The following is a 19,275-nucleotide window of genomic DNA, read 5'->3' on the forward strand; positions in this document are numbered from 1 at the left end:
CTTTCCTTCTTCATAAGTTCATTCAAAAGTAAAGCTACTATTGTTTGTTTTTATACTGGCGCAATGAATTTGCGAGCTTTGATGAGGCAAAGGAGAAGATAGACAGGTGGATACAAGGGATAAAAAATGGATGTAAAAGATAGGTAGATGAAAAATTTTAGATAAAATCCCCTCTTAAGAGGACTTTTAGAGTCAAAAAATCACTCTTTGAATTTTCTATCGACAATTTTAGGACAATTTATTAAAGATGTCTTTTTTTGCTATTTTGATTTATAATTAAAAAATTAATCTATAGAATTTTTAGGAGGCACAGTGGCGGATATAGCATTTTTAAAAGAAATGGCAAAAAATTTGAGAATCGAAATTGTAAAAATGCTTGCATTAGCTGGTTCAGGTCATACAGGTGGAAGTCTTTCTTCTGCTGACATAGTAACTGCTCTTTATTTTTATAAAATGAAACATGATCCTAAAAACCCCAATTGGCATGCTCGAGATAGATTTGTTCTTTCAAAGGGTCATGCTGCTCCAGTTTTATATGCAGCATTAGCTATGTCAGGATATTTTGATAAATCCCTTTTAGGTACTCTAAGAAAAATAAACTCTCCCCTACAAGGACATCCTTGTTGTAAAAGTCTTCCTGGCATAGAAGTATCCACAGGTTCCTTAGGACAGGGGCTTTCTGTTGCCAATGGTATGGCATTAGGATTAAGGCTTGATGGACTTCCATCAAGAGTTTACTGTCTTTTGGGGGATGGAGAAATTCAGGAAGGACAAATATGGGAAGCCGCAATGTCAGCTTCCCATTATAAATTAGATAATCTTTGTGCAATAATTGACCACAACAATCTCCAAATTGACGGATGTTGTTCTGAAGTAATGGATGTTTCTCCTATTGATGAAAAATTTAAAGCCTTTGGATGGAATGTTTTTAACATAGATGGACATAATATGGAAGAAATTGTAGAAGCTTTAGATGAAGCTGAAAAGATTAAAGGAAAACCTACAATGATTGTGGCAAAAACAATAAAAGGTAAAGGTGTCTCTATTTTTGAAGGTAAAGTTCAGTATCACGGAATTGCTCCAACAAAAGAGGAGCTTGAAATTGCACTTAAGGAGCTTAGCAATGGGAAAAATTGAGTGTAGTTGTGACTTAATCGAATTAACTGAATTATGTGGAAAGGATATGGCAACAAGAGATGCCTATGGTATCACTCTTGTTGAACTCGGCAAGAAAAATCCAAATATAGTAGTTCTCGATGCAGACCTTAGCTGTTCAACTAAAACAGTTTTATTTAGGAAAAATTTCCCTGAAAGATTCTTTAACATGGGTGTATCTGAGCAGGATATGATAGGCACAGCTGCTGGATTAGCTTTAACAGGAAAAATTCCTTTTGCTTCAACATTTGCCATTTTCGCAACTGGTAGAGCATGGGAACAGGTTCGCCAAACAGTATGTTATTCTAATGCTAATGTGAAAATTGTTGCAACTCATGGTGGAATTACTGTTGGTGAAGATGGTGCAACTCATCAAGCATTGGAGGATGTGGCATTAATGAGAGTAATACCCGGTATGACTGTTATTGTGCCCGCTGATGCCTATGAAACAAGTCAGTGTATAGTAACTATTTCAGAGTATTATGGACCTGTTTATGTTAGACTTGGCAGAGCAAAAGTGCCTGCTGTTATGCCGTTAGAATATAAATTTAGAATTGGAAAATCCCATGTATTTAATATAGGTAAAGATGTAAATATAATAGCTAATGGGTTAATGGTATCTGAAGCATTAAAGGCTTCTGAAATACTAAATAAAGAAGGAATTCATACTGGAGTGGCCAATTTTTCAACTGTAAAACCCCTTGACGAAGAAACACTTTTGGAAATTGCAAAAAAATCTAAATTAATTATAACTGTAGAAGAACACTCAATAATTGGTGGACTTGGAGGAGCTGTTTCAGAATTTCTTGCTGAAAACTATCCTATTCCTTTAAGAAGAATAGGCATTAAGGATACTTTTGGTTGTTCTGGAGATTGGAAAGAATTATTAAAAATTTATGGACTTACCGCTCAAAATATTGTCGAAGTTGCAAAAGAATTTTTCAAGAAATGATAAGTTTTTTGGGAGTTTATAAATATTATGATTCAACACCAGTTTTACAGAATATTTCTTTTAAAATAGAAAAAGGAGAATTAATATTTATAACTGGTCCATCTGGTGCGGGGAAAACTACACTACTTAGATTGATTTTTGGTAGTGAAAGACCCGATGAAGGAGAAATTAGAGTAGGAGATTTTGAACTTTCAAAAATCAGACAATCAGAAATTCCTTATTTAAGAAGATTTGTTACATTTGTATTTCAGGATTTCAGACTTAGACAGGACCTTACAGTTTATGAAAATGTAGCCCTTCCACTTTTCATATTAGGACAAAAAGAAAAAGACATAAAACAAAAAGTATACGATACTTTAAAAAATATCGGACTTAGACACAGAGCAGACAGTCTTGTTCGAACTCTTTCTGGAGGAGAACAACAAAGAGTTGCCATTGCAAGAGCAGTTATTACAAATCCCAGAATAATACTTGCCGATGAACCAACTGGAAATCTTGATCCCGATACATCAAAAGAAGTAATGACTCTTTTCAGAAATGTAAATGCTATGGGTTGCACAGTTGTAATTGCTACTCATAATCCCGAACTTTTTCAAAGTACTCCTTATAGAGTAATCCATTTGAAAGAGGGGAAATTTTTACAATGAAATCTCCTCTTCAGTCCGCAATTAAAAATCTTTGGTTAAGTAAGTGGTCAACATTAATGGCAATTGTAAGTATTGGAGTTTGTTTTTTTATAGTTACTGCGGTATTAATTGGGCTTTATAATCTGGATATTTTCAGTAAAAAACTGTCAAGTAAAGCAACTATTGTTATATATATAAAAAATGAAATCCCTGAAACTGAAATATATCAATTTATTAATAAACTTAAAGAAACTGGGTTTTTTACAAAGATTCAATATATATCAAAGGAAGATGCATTAAAAGAAATGCAAAATATAATAGAGCCGTCAATGATTGAATTAATTGGTTATAATCCCCTTTCCAATACTGTCGAAGCCTTTATAAAAGATGAAAAAATAGAAAAGATAGAAGAGATAACTCAGAATATTAAAAAATCTGATTTAGTGGAAGATGTTTATTATCCATCAAAAATAATATATGCTTTAAAAACTTTAAAAATTACATTGTGGAATCTCGGAGTAATAATATTTTGTTTTCTCTCTTTGGCAATTTTATTTATAATCTATGCAACTGTTAAAAATCATTACTGGAAAAAAACAGAGGAAATCGAAATTTTAAAACTTCTTGGTGCAACTCCTTCATACATAAGATATCCCTTTATTACTGAAGGCGGAATTTTAGGACTCCTTGGTAGTCTTTTAGCTACAATATCAATTGTAATAATTTATTTCTTTTTGCATTCAAAAAATGTAATTGAATTTTTACCTGCTATTACTCAGTTAGTTTTTCCTTTTGAGATTCTATATATACTTCCCTGTATAGGATTGCTCTTAGGAGTAGCTTCGTCATTTGTAGCATTAGGTAAAATAAAATATCAGTAACACTATGTTTAAAAAAATATATATTGTATTAGCTGTATTTATATTATTAAGTTTCATAGTAGGCACTGTTTATTCAGCCCAACCAAAGGAAGAATTAAAGGAAATTAAAAAAGAAATTGATATTCATAAAAAGAAATTACAAGAAACAAAAAAATTAGAAAAAAATCTTATTGAGGAATTACAAAAGGTGACAAAGGAACTATATGAAATAGAAAAGAAAATCTCTGCTCATAAAGAAAAAATAAAATCTATCCAGTTAAAAATTGGACAAACAGAAAAGGACATAAAAATATATAGCAATCAGTTAGAAAATAGAAAAAAATATCTTTCAATAAGAATTAGAGGAATTCAAAAACTTCATTATCAACCAGACCCTTATCTACTTTTACTCACCGAAGAAGATACCACTAGGGCGTTAAGAATAATACGAAATACCCAGAAAATAATATATATTGACAAAAAATTAATTAAACAATATAGAGAAGAATTAACAGAATTAGTCAAAAGACAAAAGGATCTTCAAACATTATATGCATCCCTAAAAAAGGAAGAAAGAGAACTTAAAGAAACTGAACAGGAACAGGTCATAAAGAAAAAAGAAAGAGAAAAATTACTCGCTAAAGTTCAAAAGGAAAAATCTCAGTATGAAAGAAAAATAAAAGAACTTGAAGAAAATGCTCGAAGACTTACAAAACTTTTACAGGAAACTGAAAAAAAAGAAAAAAGAACAGGTGCGGTAGACTTACCTGAAGGCACATTTGTAAAAAGAAAAGGAACCCTTCTTTGGCCTGTAAGTGGAAAAGTAGTTGCTTCCTATGGAAATCAAAGGGATCCATTATTTAATGTACCTATGTTTAGAAGCGGAATTTATATTCAAGCACCAGCTGGCACATCTGTTAAAGCATCGGCAGAAGGAAAGGTTGTATATGCCAACTATTTTAAAGGATATGAAAACCTTGTTATAATAAGCCATGGAGAAGGATATTATACAGTTTATGGAAATCTTGCATCAATGAATGTAAAAGAAGGTAGTTTTGTAAAAGGAGGGCAGGTGATTGGTACCTTAGGAGAAAAATCAAATATAGAAACAACAGCCCTTTATTTTGAAATAAGATACAGAGGGAAACCTCTTAATCCTGAACAATGGTTAAGAAGATAAAAAAGGAGGAAAAATGAGAATTAAAAAAATATTATTTATCTCTGTTTTAATTGTATTTATTGCCTTATCTGGGATCACTATTGGTAGATGGTCTGTAGCTCAAACAAACGATTCAATCTACGAAGATCTAAGAACCTTTACAGAAGTTTTTACTACAATAAAAAAACACTATGTTGATGAAGCAAATTCAAAAGAACTAATACTTTCAGCTATTAAAGGTATGGTAAAATCTCTTGATCCTCACTCTGCCTATTTAACTGCACAAGAATACAAGGAATTTCAAACAGAAACAAAGGGTGAATTTGGAGGCATAGGTATTCAAATAGGCATTAAAGATGGTGCATTAACAGTAATAGCTCCCATTGAGGATACACCAGCATGGAAAGCTGGTATTAAGGCAGGCGATAAAATAATAAAAATCGATGGACAATCAACTAAAGACATGAATATCAATGACGCTGTCTCTCGGATGCGTGGACCAAAGGGAAAGCCTGTAACTCTTACAATCCAGCGAGATGAATGGAAAGAACCAAAAGATATAACTATTGTTAGGGATATAATCAAAATCAAGAGCGTCAAATTCAAAATGATAGAAAACGAAATAGGATATATAAAACTCACCCAATTTCAAGAGACCACAGCTCAGGATTTAGCTAATGCTCTTAAAACACTAAAAGAAAAAGGCATGAAATCACTTATTTTGGATTTAAGAAATAATCCAGGAGGACTCCTAAACATTGCCGTTGATGTTGCAGAACAGTTCTTACCACCAAAATATTTAGTTGTATCTATAAAGGGAAAATCTGGAGAAAAAATGGATTACTATACAGAAGGATTAAGACCTATGTACACAGATGTGCCAATGATAGTTATTGTAAATCAGGGGTCTGCCTCAGCTTCGGAAATCGTTGCAGGAGCTTTACAGGATTGGGGACGGGCTTTAATTCTCGGAGTTCAAACCTTCGGAAAAGGCTCAGTTCAGAGTCTTATACCACTAAGCGATGGTTCTGCTTTAAAACTTACAACGGCTAAATATTATACACCTAAGGGTAGAAGCATTCATGCTGTAGGTATTAATCCAGACATCGTTGTTAAGCTTGAGACTAAAAACGGGAAAGAAGTTCCTGTAATAAGAGAAAAAGACTTAGAACAGCACTTAAAGGGAGAAAAAGTTGAACCTAAAGAGACTGCACCTCAAGAAGTAGATGAAAAGGATGACAATCAACTTCAAAGAGCCATTGATATTCTTAAAAGCTGGAAGATAATGGAAAAATTTAAGAAAGCAGCTTAAAATAAAGTTATATGCCGAAGTGGCGGAACTGGCAGACGCGCCAGATTCAGGATCTGGTGGTGGTTACACCGTGCGGGTTCAAATCCCGCCTTCGGCATTATAACTTTATTTTTATTTTCCTTTCTTCTTATCCTCTGTTGCAATTATTCCAATTTCAAAGATTCTGAATTTACTTTGTAGTTACGCTCAACCTGAGTTTATCAATTTAATCCTTGTAAGTCATTGAAAAAATTGAATTTTATTTTTTAAAAATGCAAATTTTTGTACAACAGACTTGTAACTCCCTTATTTTTATTATCTTTTTATGTTACGAAGTCTTCCTTGGCTGTTATATGGGCTGGTTCGGATACTTTCAATGCCTTAAATAATGCTTTCCCTGTCTTGTCCATTTTGTTCTTTAAATAGTATTCCTTGTCATTTATGCTAAACTTTGTCAGTTATATATTTTTCAAATACTCTTTAAGGTTTTGAGCCAAATTTTAACATTATTTCATACCACCTGTATCCATCTCTTCTTAATTTTATAACTAAATTTGGCTCAACTCTTGCCTCTTTGACAATTAAAAATAGGATAGGTATACGGTAATAATCTCCTATAGAAAAATAAAAATCAGTCATTTTGCCATCTCTTACAGAAACTTCGATATCCACAAATTTTTTACCAAAATAAGCAATTTAAAATTAGATTAGATTTACAAAGGAAAATATTTTTTTATAACAATTAGATATCATAGCAAGAATGCAAAAATTACAAATTTTATACAAAAATTGCAAATAGACACATAATTAGACTAAAATTGCTGATCGAGAAATTGGAAAAATTCACATTAGTAGCCATACTGGCTGTGCCTATTTCAGTACTTTCAGGATTTTTCTTATTTTTGTTGGCTTTGAACCTAAAAAGTCAGCCGGAATAAATAATATCATCCTTTTTTGATTTAGTCCTGTTAATCTTCTTGACTTTAATAATCATAAGTAGCTATCATTTTTTATGGATAAGAAAATTGCTTTTATATATGATGATATTTTCCTTAAGCATGAAACTCCTCCTGGTCATCCTGAGTCAAAGGATAGACTTATTGCAATTGTAAACCGTCTCAAAAAAGAAGAGCTATGGAATAAATTGCTCCACATAAAACCAAGAAAAGCAACAGAAGAAGAATTAGCTTTGGTTCATGAATCTCACTACATAAAAAAAATAAAGAACTCTCCACCTGGCTATTTAGATCCAGATACTTATCTAAGTGAACATTCCTATGAAGTTGCATGTTATGCAGTAGGTGCTGTGCTTGATGCTGTTGATGGTGTTTTGAACAAAAATTTTGATGGTGCTTTTTGTGCAATAAGACCACCAGGTCATCATGCTGAAATGGACCATGCAATGGGATTTTGTATCTTTAATAATGTTGCAGTTGGTGCAGCCTATGCAAAAACAAAGGGAATTAAAAAGATTTTTATAATTGACTTCGATGTCCATCACGGAAATGGCACTCAACATATTTTTGAAGATGACTGTTCAGTGTTTTTTTTCAGTTCCCATCAATTTCCTTTTTATCCGGGAACAGGACGAGAACTTGAGATGGGAAGAGGTGCGGGAGAAGGATGTACTTACAATATTCCTTTAAGGTCTGGTTCAGGAACAAAGGAATATTTAACGATTTTTCAAGATATACTACCACAAAAAATAAGAGAAATTAAACCTGAACTTATACTCGTATCTGCTGGTTATGATATGCATCAAGATGATCCAATGAGCTATATAAATGTAACCACTGAAGGAGTAAGAAGTATAGTAAGAAGTATTCTTAGATCTTCTTACGCCCCTAAAATTTTTGTTCTCGAAGGTGGTTATAATCTTCAATCTCTGTCAGAATGTATTAAAGTAACTCTTGAAGAAATGTTGGGTTAACTTTTCCACAAAAATAACCCTGTATCTTCATCAAAGTCTCTCTCAAAGGATATACCATCAAGTTCTATAACTTCAAATTCAAAAGCAAAAACCTCAGCTTCATAAAGATGCCCTCCAATACATGAAAAATCTTCCTTTGAAAGAACAATATGAATATGCGGAAAAGGCTCTCCATCTTTAATTGAAACATTTCCCTTTAGAGAAAGTATTTCCATTGGTTCATTAAATTCATGAGAGATATACTTTTTCTCCCTCTGTTCATAATATCCGATTTTAACTCTTGTCACAGCTCCTATTCCGCTTATTAATCCAGAAGTTATTGATTTTTCTTTTAAAAATTTTACAATGCTTGATACAATCTCTTCTCCTTTATAAAGTCTACCCTGTAAAACTCTTTTAACATTAAAATTTTTAATCATTTATTCTACCCCCTATTTAATTCTTTCAGCTAACACTTCTAATGAATGTTTTACTTCAATTTGAAGCCCTTCTTTATCAACTCCTCCACGAATTTGCATTACACAGCCTGGACAGTCTGTGCATACAAGTTTTGCTTCTGTTTTCTGAATATTTTCAAGCTTTCTTCTTAAGATTGTTCCTGATATTTCTGGGAATTTCAATGAATAGCTTCCACCCATTCCACAGCATGTATCCGATTCAAACATCTCAATAAGTTTTAATCCTGCATTTATCAAACTTTCCCTTGGTTGTTGAGATATATTAAGACTTCTTATTAGATGACAGGGGTCATGATAGGTAAAATCAATTTTTGATAGTTTTTTAAACTGAATTTTACCCTCTTTTACAAGTCTATAAATTAATTCTGAAGCATCTATAACTTTTTCTGAAAGATGTTCTGCAGATTTTATTATTTTTTCATCATAATCTTGCTCTTTTAAGTCCTTAATAAACTGATTTTTAAGAGCAACTGTACATGTAGGACAGGCAGACACCACATAGTCTGCTTCTACGCTAAGCAGTGCCTCTATGTTTTGTTTTGAATTATTGGCTGCTACATCCATCACTCCTGAGTATCTTGCAGGTGCTCCACAACATGTTTGTTCCTGAGGAAAAAGGACTTCTATCTGAGCAGAATTAAGCAATTTAACTAAAGCTTCTCCAATCTCAGGATAGGCAAAATCAATAAGACATCCTGCAAAAAATATAGCTTTCTTTTGAGACTTTGGTTGTTCAATTTTTTTAAATCTATCCCTGAATGGAACATCAGCAATAGCAGGAAGACTTCGTTCAGTTGTTAATTCCGAGAGAAAGAATGGCAGATGCCTTATAAATCCGCCTTTTTCAAAGGGTTTTTGAAGCTTTGAGGCAGTTCTTAAAATTGAATGGAATAATTTTCTATTGTTTACTACAGAATATATTGCCTTTGTTTTAAAGTCTAATCCTTCTTCTTTCGAAAGTCTTTTTCTTATTTCAAGAATAAGTTCAGGAATGTTTATTTTACCAGGGCAGACTTTTACACAGTTTCCGCATTGAATACAGAGTCCCTGTATGTCCTTAGATGCCTTAAGTCCCTCGGTCCAAGCAGTAAGTATGGTTCCAATTCCACCGGTATAAACTTTACCAAAAACATGGCCACCAATAATCCTGAATACAGGACATACATTAAGACATGAGGCGCAACGAATGCATTGAAGGCTCTGTTTAAATACAGGGTCTCGTGCTATATTAGTGCGATTATTGTCAAAAAGAATTATATGAAACTCTTTTTGAGAACCATCTATGTGAATTTCAGGTTTATTAACGAAAGATATGTAACTTGTTATAAGTTGTGCTGTTGCACTTCTTGGAAGTGCCCTTATAATTGAAAATATATCTTCAAGTTTTGCAACAAGTTTTTCAACGCCAACAACAGCCACATGAATTTTAGGAAGTAACATTGTTAAACGTGCATTACCCTCATTGGTAAAGAGCACCAGTGTTCCTGTTTCTGCAATGGCTATATTGGCACCTGTTATACCCATATCAGCAGAAAGGAATTTTCTTCTTAAGTGCTTACGGGCAAATTTAACCATCTGAGCAATATCTGGCTGGACAGGTTCAACTTTTTTTGTGAAGACATCTGAAACATCATACCTTGTAAGATGAATTGCTGGTAGCACCATGTGGGAAGGTCTTTGCCCTGCAAGTTGAATAATCCATTCACCAAGGTCTGTTTCGTTTACCTCGATACCCTGTTCCTTTAGATACTTATTTAAGTGAATCTCCTCTGTTGCCATTGATTTTGATTTGACGATACTTTTTACATTGTTTTTCTTTGCAAGTTCAATTATATAATTTCTTACTTCCTCTGGACTTTTAGTATAAAAAACCTTTGCACCATTTTCTGTAGCAGATTTTATAAAAGTTTGAATTAGTTCTTGAAGGTGATCTGCTACATAGGATTTAATATTTGCAATTTTTTCTCTTATTCCCTCAAAATCAAGCCCCTCATAGGCTTTACGCCTGCTTACAGCATAGGCTTCTGAAAATCTTGTTAATGCACCGCTTAAATTGGCATTTGATAAAGCTTTTTTTATCTCTTCTTTAATCATCTATACCCCCTAAAAATTATCAATACAAAGGATGATAACCCTTTCTGGACCGTGTACTCCTATTGTAAGAACTCTTTCTATATCAGCAGTTCTACTTGGACCACTTATTACTGTCATGTATGGAATATTTTTTAAATTTATTTGTTTAATCACTGATTCCATATCAGGTAAAATTTTGTTAAGCGGTAAAATTGCTATATGAATTTCTGTTAAAGAAGAACAAAGTCTCTTTGAAATTTTATCAGATATTTCAACAAGACTCCCTGTCTCTGCAATACCAAAGTCAACCTGATTAATTCCTATCTTTGCCGATGATGCTGAGTTAAGGTCTATATTGAATTCAATCTGAGGGAGTTCTTTTTGAAGTGTATCTTTATCAACTCCTTCAAGAAATTCTGATTCACACCATACTACTTCCTTTGAAATCTTTGTTGAAGTATTCTGTTTAATGAAATCCTTTATAAAATCAAGAGCCTCTGCTTTACTGCTAAATTTGTGCACTTCTGCATTTATTGCCTCTGCTTTTTGTTTGAAAAGTTCAAACACCTAAGCCTCCTTTTTATAAGATTCAGCAAGCAAATTAACAGTATGTAAAACTTTACACTTACCATCCCATCGATGAATCCCTTCAAAGAGTTCCATCATACAGGCAGGACATCCTGTGCAAACTACATCTGCCTGCGTTTGTTTTATATCCTCTGCCTTTGCTTGAGTAATTTTTAAAGCAGTGTCAGCATGAGTTAAATGATAACTACCACCACTTCCACAGCAGGCATCGGGTTTTTTCATCTCAACTAAAGTTAAGCCAGGAATCATTTTAAGAAGTTGTCTTGGTTCATTAAATACCTTCATTGATTTCTTAAGATGACAGGAATCATGATAAGTAACTTTTAATTCCACTTTTCCCTTCGGTGGTTCAAATTTTATAATTTTTAAAAGGAATGTAGAGATATCATAAATTTTTTCAGCCCATTTTTTTGCCTTTTTTTCATAAACTGTATCTCCTTCAAGAATAATAGGATATTCATGTTTCAAAGCACTTCCACATGAACCGCAAACTGTAACAATATACTGTGGATTGAAACTTTCAAAAACCTGAAGATTTTTCTTTGCAAGCTCTCTTGCAGTTTCGATATCTCCGTGAACCATTACAGGCATACCACAGCAGTTCTGATTTCTGGGAGTTATAACTTTAATATTATTTCTTTTTAAAACATAAAGTAAATCTTGTCCTACCTCTGGATAAAAGTAATTGACTGAACATCCTGTGAAAAATATTACATTAGCCTGTGGATTTTGAACATCCATTACTTCATTAACTTTATCTCTAAAACTTTCTTTTGTTAACTCTGGTAAAACAAAATCGTCATCAAATCTTTTCCCAAACTGTTTCAAAAATCCCTTAGGAGTTCTTGTTTTTTCATCTTCTTTTTTGAAAAACAGTCCCTGCATTGTTGCAAAGGCTTTCATACCCTTGTCAAAAAGTTCTGGATTTTTAAGAAGTCCAAAAAGAGCCTTTTTAATAAAAGGAATTCCCTTCTTTTTTGCAATAGCTGACCTTAAACCAAGTATAATTCTGTCAAAGCGAACTCCGCTTGGACATGCCATCATACATGATTTACATACAAGACAGTTAAATATAAGTTTCACAAGAGTTTCATCATCTATGTTAATTTTATCTTCCAGCACAGCCTCTCCAAGAGCAATTTTACCTCTGGCAACAGAGGATTCTTTTTTTTCCACATTGTAAATAGGACAAACTGCCATGCAGTTTCCGCATTTCATGCATCTGATAAGTTCTCTCTTTAAAGTTTCTAAATCATCAAAAACTGTTTTTGCCACTTTAGTCCTCCATCGGGACGAGCTTTCCAGGATTTAAGATATTATCGGGGTCTAATGCTTGCTTTATTCTTCTCATTGTTTCAACTCCAGAGCGTCCAATTTCATCTTTAAGATACTTAAGTTTAGCTATACCGATTCCGTGCTCTCCTGATAAAGTTCCACCAAAGGATAAAGCTACATCAAATATTTCATCCACTGCTTTATGAAGCCTTTCCATTTCGTCTTTGTCAAGAGGATCAATTAAAATTGTAGGATGAAGATTTCCATCACCTGCGTGTCCAAAGGTTCCAATGAGAAGATTATATTTTTTGGCAATTTTTTGAATTGAAACAAGCATATCAACAAGTTTTGTTCTTGGAACAGTGGCATCTTCAAGTATTGTTGCAGGTTTTACCTGTGCCAAAGCTGGAAGCGCAGCTCTACGGGCAGCCCAAAGGGAATCTCTTTCCTGATCTGTTTCTGCAATTTTAAATTTTCCATTGTTATTCTTTATTATTTCAATACAATTTTCTGCTTCCCATTCCACACTGTCCTTACCCATACCATCAACTTCTATAAGCAACAAAGCTTCCACATCAGTGGGAAGTCCAGCTTTTGCGTAGTTTTCAACAGTCTGAATTGTAACTTTATCCATTATTTCAAGAGTTGCTGGAATAACATGGGCTCTTACAATATCAGTAACTGTTTTTCCTGCATCTTCAAGCTTATCAAAAAAGGCAATCATTGATTTACGGTATTTTGGTGTAGGAATGAGTTTACATATTATCTCTGTAATTATTCCTAAAGTTCCTTCAGAACCAACAAAAAGACTTGTAAAATCATAGGCTGTAACATTTTTTACTGTTTTTCCACCATAACGGAAAATCTCACCTGTAGGAAGTACAATTTCCATTCCCATTATGTAATGTTTTGTAACACCGTATTTTAATCCTCTTAATCCACCTGAGTTTTCAGCAACAGAGCCACCAACTGTTGCTGTTGCCATTGAGCCTGGGTCTGGTGGATAAAGAAGTCCATATTTTGATACAGCATTGTTTAAGTCAGCGATAATAACACCTGGCTGAACTGTTGCAGTGAGATTGTCTGGATCAATTTCAATGATTTTATTCATCTTCTGAAAGGATATTACAACCCCTTTATTTAATGGAACAGGCCCTCCACTAAGGCATGTTCCAGCACCTCTTGGATATATTGGAACCTTTGCTTGCCTTGCAAGAAATATCATTTCCTGAACTTGTTTGGTATTTTCAGGAAAAACAACCACCCCGGGAATCTCCCGAGGAATCCCTGGGGTGGCATCATAGCTGTATGTTATTAAATCTGCTTTTTCTGTAAGAACATTTTCTGCACCAAAGATATTCTTACATTTACTAATGAAGTTGCTATCGATCATTTTACAGCTCCTTTTCCAACAACTCTTGAAAGTATTACGATTAATAATGAAACAGCAAATGTGATAATAAGATAATTAATTCCCTCTGCAGGGATTCCTGTAGGTCCAGCAGGTTTTGCTGCGGCTACTGCTGCCTGAACAGCCTGTTCCCATTGAGGAATCATCCATGTAAATACATATGCCTGAAGCATTGCTATTACACCCATCATTATGGTAAGAATTATGGAATGTTTAAGTGTGAATCTGAAAATATCACCTTCATGACCAACATAACCAGTTGCAGCTGTTGCTACTGCTATTGACTGTGGTGAAATCATCTTTCCAAAAACTCCGCCTGAGGAGTTTGTAGCCACTGTAAGCACAGGGTCTACACCAATCTGACGGGCTGTTACTTCCTGAAGCTTTCCAAAGAGAGCATTTGAAGATGTATCTGAACCTGTCATGAAAACTCCAAGCCAGCCAAGAAAAGCTGCAAAGAATGGGAAAACTATTCCTGTTGTAGCAAAGGCATAACCAAGTGTAATAGCCATTCCAGAGAAGTTATAAAGGTATGCAAATCCCAGAATTGTTCCAATTGTTACAATAGGCCATTTAAGCTGATTTAAAGTTCTTCCTGCAACTTTAAGAGCTGTACTAATAGAAGCACCCATAACAGGTATTGAAAGAATTCCTGCAAAAAGTATAGCGGTTCCAGCTGCTGAAAGTAAATTAAAGGAGTATACCGCTGCTTTTGGTTTTCCAAGATGATCTATAACTTCCTTGTCAAGACCTGTAATTGGGAATTTAAATGTTGCAATTTGATCCAAAGCAGCCTTTACTGGTTTAATTCCCCAAGCTGCAACAAATATTGAAAGGAGAATAAAGGGTGCCCATGCTCTGAATACCTGTCCAGCTGAGTACTGTAGTTTTGCTCTTCCTGTGGCTGCTGCTTCATGTTCAAAGGTCCATGATTCTTTAGGATGCCATATTTTTACGAATATTACTGTTGCAATAATTGAGACTATTGCTGATAATATATCTGGAAGATAAGGTCCGATATAATTGGAAACCAAAAATTGAGTCAATGCAAAGGACCCACCGCTTACAAGTAAAATAGGCCAAATTTCCATAGCTTTCTTCCATCCTGCCATAACAACAGCCATATAAAATGGAACAATTATACTAAAGAAGGGCAATTGTCTACCAACCATTTTACTTAATGCCATCATATCAACACCGGAGACAGCTGCACCAACAACAATGGGAATTCCTATTGCACCAAAGGCAACAGGTGCTGTATTTGCAATAAGACAGATACCACAGGCATATATTGGATTAAAACCTAAACCTGCAAGCATTGCTGCTGAGATTGCCACAGGAGTTCCGAATCCTGCTGCACCCTCAAGAAATGCGCCAAAGGAGAAAGCAATTATTACTGCCTGAACTCTTCTGTCATCAGTAATTGTAGCGAGGGAGTTTTTGATGATTTCAAACTGTTTTGTTTCAACGGAAAGATTATAAATATAAACTGCAGTAACAACAATCCAGCAAACAGGCCAAAGACCAAAAATAAAACCATTAAAAACTGAGAGAGCGGAGAGATTAACAGGCATACCATAAGCAACAATTGAGATTAACATTGCAATAAGAACTGCTGAAATTGCTGCCCAGTGCCCTTTCATTCTTTTGTAAGCAAGAGCCCAGAAAAGATAAAGGATAGGCACTGCTGCAACAAGAGCACTTAAGACAAGACTCCCCAGTGGGTTAATATCCATTTTCCAGGGCATAATTTAACCTCCTCCTTAAAAAATTTTTTTACAATGAAATTATGAAAAATATAAATAAGTTTGTAAATCAGAATATTCCTACAAGTTTGTAGGAAATTTCCTACAAAATATATTTTCAAAATTTTTGACTTTTTAATTGATTTGAGTTTAAGCTAAAAAATAATATCTTTATGAGGTGAAAAAATGAAAAAATTTATCTTGATTTTATCAATATTTTTTCTTATATCATGCAATATAACTTCAAATCCATGTACTAAGATAAAAGAGGACGATTTAAAAAATCAATTAAAAAAGGCATTTAATGTTGAATTTGATAAAATTTTAGAAAAAAATGATGTAAAAGGAACTAATCTTTGTCAGGTTGTCCTTCAAATGGGAGGAAATTTTGGTGTTTTATATGTTTCTTCAGATATAAAGACATTTTTTATAGGCGGAGATATTTATAAAGATGGAGTGTTTTTAAGCAAAGCTACACTTAACAAAATTCAAGAAAAAAATTTTTTAGAATACAAAAATGATATTGAAAAAGTAGTTGCCTTTTCCTACAAACCTGAAGGCGCTCAAAAATTTATCTACATGGTAACAGACCCTGATTGTCCCTTTTGCGAAAAATCAAAGGAACTTGTAAAACAATGGGCAGATGCAAGAAAAGTTGAGGTCAAGGTTATATTGTTTCCCTTAGAGAGAATTCATCCACAGGCAAAGGAAAAATCTGTAAAAGGGATATGTTCAGGTATGCAATTTAAGGATTATTTAAATTCTAATTGGTCTGGCAAAGTTTGTGATGAAGGTTTAAAGAAAATAGAAGATTCTATTGTGTTAATGCAAAAAATTGGCATAAATGGAACTCCTTCTTTTATTTCATATAATGGAAAAAGATTTGTTGGATTTTCACCAGAAGGGCTTGACTCTATTATTCAGTAAAGGACTGTTCCTTTAAAAATTTATAAAAGAGTTGATAAATAAAGGGTAATGTTCTTTTTTGGTGTTTTGCTATATAAAAAGTCCTTTTTATTTCATTTCCTTTAATTCTTAATGCCTTTAATTTACCACACTCGATTTCATCTTTTATTGCATGAATAGAGAGTATAGAAATTCCAATTCCCTTTTTGATAGCTTGCTTAACTGCATCTGTGCTACCCAAAGTGCAAACAATATTAAGATTTTCAAGTTTTATCCCAAGATGATTTAACCATTTTTCTGTTTCTTTTCGAGTACCAGAGCCTTCTTCTCTTACAATAAACGGATATTCTAAAAGTTCTGTAACATCTATAAATGATTTATCAAAAAAATTAGGGGATGCAACAACTAATTCATCTTCTACAAAGGGGATGTAATCAATTAAAGAATTATTTATCTTTGTCCCAACAAATCCAAGTAAAATGTCACCTGAAAATATACTATTAATGACATTCTGGGAATCAGAGATATTAATCTGAATATTTATGTCAGGGTAAAATTTTTTAAATGATGCAATAAATGAAGGAAGAATGTATGTACCAGGGATAGTACTTGCTCCTATTAAAATTTTTCCTGAGGGTATTTTTTTTATTTTTTCAATATTTTCTTTTAAATTTTGCAATTTATCAATAATTTCCAATGCATGTTCATAAAGAATATCAGCCTCCTTTGTAGGAATAATCTTTTTGCCGACTCTGTCAAAAAGTTTGCAATTAAGATATGTCTCAAGATTTTTTATATGTTCACTTACTGTAGGTTGAGTTAAAAAATTTTGATTAGCAGCCTTTGAAAAGCTTTTATTTTTATACACTGAGACAAAAATTTTTAAGTGATGTATGTCCATATTATTTAAAAAGTTTATCAAATAAGTTTTATATATTGCAATTTAAAATTAATATGTGTTAAAATTCCACTTATGTCAGTTACTAATATTATAATGTCAGGAACTGGTGGACAGGGCATTGTTTTAGCAAGTAGAATTATTGCTGAAACAGCCTTTAGAAGTGGCTTTGATGTTAAGGAAAGCGAAATTCACGGAATGGCTCAAAGAGGCGGAAGTGTTGTTGGTCATATAAGGTTTGGAAACAAAGTGTTTTCTCCTCATATTCCCTATCAAAGCGCAGATATAATGGTTGCCCTTGAAGAAGTTGAAGCTATTAGATATTTGTCTTTTCTTAAACCTGAAGGTATAATAATTTTAAATAAGAAAAAAATACCTCCTGCTGGCACAGATCTAAGTTCATATCCAGAAAATATTGAATCTTTCCTAACACAAAATGGATTTAGAGTTTTTAGTGTAGATGCGGAATCAAAGGCAAAAGAATTGGGTAATATAAAAGTTGAAAATTCTGTCATATTAGGGGTTCTATCAATTTTTTTACCTTTCAATGAAGACTTATGGATTGAAGTAATAAAAGATTCTGTTCCTTCAAAAACGATTGATTTGAATATAAATGCATTCAAAGAAGGCAGGAGGTTAGCAGAGAAAAATGCCATTTTGGAACAAGGAAATAGAAACATTAGAAAGAAAAAAGTTACGAGAACTTCAATTTGAAAGACTTCAAAAAACCTTAAGAAAGGTTTACCAAAAAGTACCCCACTATAAAACAAAATTTAATCAGGCAAAAATAAAACCATCAGATATAAAAAACCTTGAAGATATATATAAACTCCCTTTTACAACAAAAGAAGACCTCTATGTAGATTATCCCTTTGGACTTCTTACTGTTTCTATTGATAAACTTATAAGGCTTCATACTTCAAGTGGAACAACAGGAAAACCAAAGGCTATATTTTTTTCAAAGAAAGATATAAACAATTCTGCTGAACTTATTGCAAGATGTCTTGTTATGACAGGAGCCCAAAGGGGTGAAATCTTACAAAACAGCATGACTTATGGACTTTTTACTGGAGCCTTTGTTATGCATTATGGAGCTGAAAAAGTAGGCATTCTTGTTATTCCTGCAGGTCCTGGTAATACAGAAAGACAGATAAATCTAATGAGAGATTTTGGAACAAATATGTTACATATCACACCAAGTTATGCTCTCTATTTAGCCTCTGTAATATATGATAAAGGATTTGATCCCAAAAGAGATTTTAAATTAAAGAGAGCCTATCTTGGTGCAGAACCTTATTCTGAAGAAACTCGAAGAAAAATAGAAAATATGCTTGGAATAGACATATATAACTGTTATGGGCTTACAGAGATGAACGGACCAGGAGTAGGGTTTGAATGTCCCTATAAATCTGGATTGCACATATGGGAAGATAACTTCCTGATGGAAATAATAAATCCAGAAACAGGAGAGCCAGTTCCTGAAGGAGAAATTGGTGAACTTGTACTTACAACACTAAACAGAGAAGCAATGCCCTTAATAAGATACAGAACCCGAGATTTAACAAGAGTTATTCCTGAACCATGCAGTTGCGGAAGAACTCACAGAAGAATTACAAGAATTCTTGGTCGTTCCGATGATATGTTTATTGTAAAAGGTGTAAATATTTTCCCACAACAAATTGAGCAGATATTAATGAGCATTAAAGGTGTAGCCCAGAATTATCAGATTGTTCTTGAATCTTATGATGAAATGACAATAAAGGTTGAAATTGATAGAGAACTTTTCGATGGGAAAATTGAAAGACTTGTAAAATTGAAGGAAGAGATAATTGATAAAATTCGTTCAGCTACTATGGTAAAGCCAAAAGTGGAACTTTTAGAGCCTGGAACTCTACCTGTAAGTGAAGGAAAAGCAAAAAGAGTTATTGACAACAGAACAATTTAGGAG

At 33.5% G+C, this 19,275-nt stretch carries 18 protein-coding genes and 1 tRNA gene; 11 read left to right on the forward strand and 8 right to left on the reverse strand.

What is annotated here, in order from left to right; genetic code table 11:
• Positions 1-312 precede the first annotated feature (312 nt).
• The 7 genes from QI155_RS07710 (at position 313) to QI155_RS07740 (ending at position 6,161) form a co-directional block, all read left to right on the forward strand.
• Entirely contained in the window at positions 313-1,137 is an 825-nt protein-coding gene (locus QI155_RS07710) for a transketolase (protein WP_143600683.1), read from the forward strand.
• Positions 1,124-2,107 carry a transketolase family protein gene (locus QI155_RS07715; RefSeq protein ID WP_083200060.1) on the forward strand — a complete coding sequence of 328 codons (984 nt, stop codon included), beginning with the start codon at positions 1,124-1,126 and terminating at the stop codon, positions 2,105-2,107. Before QI155_RS07710 ends, QI155_RS07715 begins: the two co-directional genes overlap by 14 nt.
• A complete protein-coding gene (gene ftsE, locus QI155_RS07720) occupies positions 2,104-2,754 on the forward strand; it encodes a cell division ATP-binding protein FtsE (protein ID WP_068859787.1) in 651 nt (216 codons plus the stop codon). Before QI155_RS07715 ends, ftsE begins: the two co-directional genes overlap by 4 nt.
• Positions 2,751-3,614, forward strand: coding sequence for a permease-like cell division protein FtsX (locus QI155_RS07725; RefSeq protein ID WP_281321381.1), 864 nt, complete (start codon positions 2,751-2,753; stop codon positions 3,612-3,614). The genes ftsE and QI155_RS07725 overlap by 4 nt, the downstream gene beginning before the upstream one ends.
• Before the next feature lie 4 nt (positions 3,615-3,618).
• Positions 3,619-4,773 (forward strand): peptidoglycan DD-metalloendopeptidase family protein, encoded by a 1,155-nt coding sequence (locus tag QI155_RS07730; RefSeq protein ID WP_068859791.1) that lies wholly within the window; start codon positions 3,619-3,621, stop codon positions 4,771-4,773.
• Positions 4,774-4,786: 13 nt separating this feature from the next.
• Entirely contained in the window at positions 4,787-6,064 is a 1,278-nt protein-coding gene (locus QI155_RS07735; protein WP_281321382.1) for a S41 family peptidase, read from the forward strand.
• 13 nt (positions 6,065-6,077) lie between these two features.
• A tRNA-Leu gene (locus tag QI155_RS07740) sits at positions 6,078-6,161 on the forward strand.
• A 362-nt stretch (positions 6,162-6,523) separates the two neighbouring features.
• Here the strand turns inward: QI155_RS07740 and QI155_RS07745 are convergent.
• Entirely contained in the window at positions 6,524-6,715 is a 192-nt protein-coding gene (locus QI155_RS07745) for a hypothetical protein (RefSeq protein ID WP_281321383.1), read from the reverse strand.
• 340 nt (positions 6,716-7,055) lie between these two features.
• Here QI155_RS07745 and QI155_RS07750 point away from each other — a divergent pair, with 340 nt between their 5' ends.
• Positions 7,056-7,973: a histone deacetylase gene (locus QI155_RS07750; protein ID WP_068859795.1), complete on the forward strand. Its 918-nt coding sequence runs from the start codon at positions 7,056-7,058 to the stop codon at positions 7,971-7,973.
• On the opposite strand, the gene QI155_RS07755 is transcribed toward QI155_RS07750, so the two are convergent.
• Genes QI155_RS07755 through QI155_RS07780 form a run of 6 tightly spaced genes read right to left on the reverse strand, consistent with a single transcriptional unit; the run spans position 7,970 to position 15,526 of the window.
• Entirely contained in the window at positions 7,970-8,392 is a 423-nt protein-coding gene (locus QI155_RS07755) for a PPC domain-containing DNA-binding protein (protein WP_068859797.1), read from the reverse strand. The two genes, QI155_RS07750 and QI155_RS07755, sit on opposite strands and share 4 nt — an antisense overlap.
• Positions 8,393-8,404: 12 nt before the next feature.
• Positions 8,405-10,525, reverse strand: a complete 2,121-nt coding sequence (gene ldhH / locus QI155_RS07760; protein WP_281321384.1) for an L-lactate dehydrogenase (quinone) large subunit LdhH — start codon at positions 10,523-10,525, stop codon at positions 8,405-8,407.
• Positions 10,526-10,534: 9 nt separating this feature from the next.
• Positions 10,535-11,071, reverse strand: a complete 537-nt coding sequence (locus tag QI155_RS07765; protein WP_068859801.1) for a lactate utilization protein — start codon at positions 11,069-11,071, stop codon at positions 10,535-10,537.
• Positions 11,072-12,367 (reverse strand): (Fe-S)-binding protein, encoded by a 1,296-nt coding sequence (locus QI155_RS07770; protein ID WP_254045447.1) that lies wholly within the window; start codon positions 12,365-12,367, stop codon positions 11,072-11,074. It abuts the gene before it with no gap.
• 1 nt (position 12,368) lies between these two features.
• Complete coding sequence (locus QI155_RS07775) at positions 12,369-13,760, reverse strand: FAD-linked oxidase C-terminal domain-containing protein (RefSeq protein ID WP_068859803.1); 1,392 nt, start codon at positions 13,758-13,760, stop codon at positions 12,369-12,371.
• Positions 13,757-15,526 carry a lactate permease LctP family transporter gene (locus tag QI155_RS07780; protein ID WP_068859805.1) on the reverse strand — a complete coding sequence of 590 codons (1,770 nt, stop codon included), beginning with the start codon at positions 15,524-15,526 and terminating at the stop codon, positions 13,757-13,759. Before QI155_RS07780 ends, QI155_RS07775 begins: the two co-directional genes overlap by 4 nt.
• Before the next feature lie 183 nt (positions 15,527-15,709).
• On the opposite strand from QI155_RS07780, the gene QI155_RS07785 reads away from it, so the two are divergent.
• Positions 15,710-16,450 carry a thioredoxin fold domain-containing protein gene (locus QI155_RS07785; RefSeq protein ID WP_281321385.1) on the forward strand — a complete coding sequence of 247 codons (741 nt, stop codon included), beginning with the start codon at positions 15,710-15,712 and terminating at the stop codon, positions 16,448-16,450.
• Here the strand turns inward: QI155_RS07785 and QI155_RS07790 are convergent.
• Positions 16,440-17,330, reverse strand: a complete 891-nt coding sequence (locus QI155_RS07790; RefSeq protein ID WP_068859811.1) for a selenium metabolism-associated LysR family transcriptional regulator — start codon at positions 17,328-17,330, stop codon at positions 16,440-16,442. The two genes, QI155_RS07785 and QI155_RS07790, sit on opposite strands and share 11 nt — an antisense overlap.
• Positions 17,331-17,402: 72 nt before the next feature.
• Here QI155_RS07790 and QI155_RS07795 point away from each other — a divergent pair, with 72 nt between their 5' ends.
• The gene (locus QI155_RS07795; protein ID WP_068859813.1) at positions 17,403-18,041 is read left to right on the forward strand and encodes an indolepyruvate oxidoreductase subunit beta; all 639 of its coding nucleotides are present in this window, start codon (positions 17,403-17,405) and stop codon (positions 18,039-18,041) included.
• On the forward strand, positions 17,977-19,272 hold the full coding sequence (locus QI155_RS07800; RefSeq protein ID WP_068859815.1) for a phenylacetate--CoA ligase: 1,296 nt from the start codon (positions 17,977-17,979) through the stop codon (positions 19,270-19,272). Before QI155_RS07795 ends, QI155_RS07800 begins: the two co-directional genes overlap by 65 nt.
• Positions 19,273-19,275 lie beyond the last annotated feature (3 nt).

Source organism: Thermodesulfovibrio sp. 1176, assembly GCF_029946585.1.
Lineage (GTDB): Bacteria > Nitrospirota > Thermodesulfovibrionia > Thermodesulfovibrionales > Thermodesulfovibrionaceae > Thermodesulfovibrio.

Excerpts from the sequence above, each read along its gene's own strand:
- QI155_RS07790 (WP_068859811.1), bottom strand. The coding sequence starts at position 17,330 with ATGGACATACATCACTTAAAAATTTTTGTCTCAGTGTATAAAAATAAA.
- QI155_RS07775 (WP_068859803.1), bottom strand. The coding sequence starts at position 13,760 with ATGATCGATAGCAACTTCATTAGTAAATGTAAGAATATCTTTGGTGCA.
- QI155_RS07735 (WP_281321382.1), top strand. The coding sequence starts at position 4,787 with ATGAGAATTAAAAAAATATTATTTATCTCTGTTTTAATTGTATTTATT.
- QI155_RS07730 (WP_068859791.1), top strand. The coding sequence starts at position 3,619 with ATGTTTAAAAAAATATATATTGTATTAGCTGTATTTATATTATTAAGT.
- QI155_RS07725 (WP_281321381.1), top strand. The coding sequence starts at position 2,751 with ATGAAATCTCCTCTTCAGTCCGCAATTAAAAATCTTTGGTTAAGTAAG.
- ftsE (WP_068859787.1), top strand. The coding sequence starts at position 2,104 with ATGATAAGTTTTTTGGGAGTTTATAAATATTATGATTCAACACCAGTT.
- QI155_RS07755 (WP_068859797.1), bottom strand. The coding sequence starts at position 8,392 with ATGATTAAAAATTTTAATGTTAAAAGAGTTTTACAGGGTAGACTTTAT.
- ldhH (WP_281321384.1), bottom strand. The coding sequence starts at position 10,525 with ATGATTAAAGAAGAGATAAAAAAAGCTTTATCAAATGCCAATTTAAGC.
- QI155_RS07800 (WP_068859815.1), top strand. The coding sequence starts at position 17,977 with ATGCCATTTTGGAACAAGGAAATAGAAACATTAGAAAGAAAAAAGTTA.
- QI155_RS07785 (WP_281321385.1), top strand. The coding sequence starts at position 15,710 with ATGAAAAAATTTATCTTGATTTTATCAATATTTTTTCTTATATCATGC.
- QI155_RS07715 (WP_083200060.1), top strand. The coding sequence starts at position 1,124 with ATGGGAAAAATTGAGTGTAGTTGTGACTTAATCGAATTAACTGAATTA.
- QI155_RS07780 (WP_068859805.1), bottom strand. The coding sequence starts at position 15,526 with ATGCCCTGGAAAATGGATATTAACCCACTGGGGAGTCTTGTCTTAAGT.
- QI155_RS07750 (WP_068859795.1), top strand. The coding sequence starts at position 7,056 with ATGGATAAGAAAATTGCTTTTATATATGATGATATTTTCCTTAAGCAT.
- QI155_RS07795 (WP_068859813.1), top strand. The coding sequence starts at position 17,403 with ATGTCAGTTACTAATATTATAATGTCAGGAACTGGTGGACAGGGCATT.